The 1,220-nt window shown below is 55.6% G+C and carries 1 pseudogene; it reads left to right on the forward strand.

Features of this window, described 5'->3' with window-relative positions:
- Nucleotides 1–1,220: pseudogene (locus ACRD67_RS06215) on the forward strand (hypothetical protein); the annotation flags it as partial.

The raw sequence follows: 1,220 nt of genomic DNA on the forward strand, positions 1-1,220 counted from the left end.
ACCCTTACCTATACCAACGAAGATGGCGGAACGACCACTTTCGATGCAAGGCGTGCCACGGTGGTGGACAACGGCGACGGCACCTTCGACATCACGGACGATTCCGGGACCACGGTAACGGTGGACACCAACAATACGGTGACCACGCTCGTGGACAACGGAGACGGCAGTTTTACCTATACCAGTGAGGACGGCACGATCACCACCTTTAACGAGACGACAAGTACCCTTGCCGACAACGGTGACGGTACATTGACCTATACCAACGAGGATGGTACGGCGACCACTTTTGATGCCAGGCGTGCGACCGTGGTCGATAATGGCGACGGCACCTTCGATATCACGGACGATTCCGGTACCACGGTGACCGTCGACACCAACAATACGGTGACCACCTTGGTGGACAATGGGGACGGTAGTTTTACCTATACCAGTGAGGACGGGACCATCACCACCTTTAACGAGACGACGAGTACCCTTGCCGACAACGGCGACGGTACATTGACCTATACCAACGAAGATGGCGGAACGACCACTTTTGATGCCCGTAGGGCCACGGTAGTGGACAACGGCGACGGGACCTTTGATATCACGGACGATTCCGGTACCACGGTGACGGTCGACACCAACAATACGGTGACCACGCTCGTGGACAACGGAGACGGCAGTTTTACCTATACCAGTGAGGACGGCACGATCACCACCTTCAACGAGACGACAAGTACCCTTGCCGACAACGGTGACGGTACATTGACCTATACCAACGAGGACGGTACGGCGACCACTTTTGATGCCAGGCGTGCGACCGTGGTCGATAATGGCGACGGCACCTTCGATATCACGGACGATTCCGGTACCACGGTGACCGTCGACACCAACAATACGGTGACCACCTTGGTGGACAATGGGGACGGTAGTTTTACCTATACTAGCGAGGACGGTACGATTACCACCTTTAACGAGACGACGAGTACCCTTGCCGACAACGGCGACGGTACATTGACCTATACCAACGAAGATGGCGGAACCACCACTTTCGATGCACGGCGTGCCACGGTAGTGGACAACGGCGACGGCACCTTTGATATCACGGACGATTCCGGCACCACAATAACGGTGGACACCAACAATACGGTGACCACCTTGGTGGACAATGGTAACGGTAGCTTTACCTACACCTCTGAGGACGGGACCATAACGACCTTTAACGAGACGACCTC

Source organism: Eudoraea algarum, from assembly GCF_050589645.1.
Taxonomy (GTDB): Bacteria; Bacteroidota; Bacteroidia; order Flavobacteriales; family Flavobacteriaceae; genus JBNGOQ01.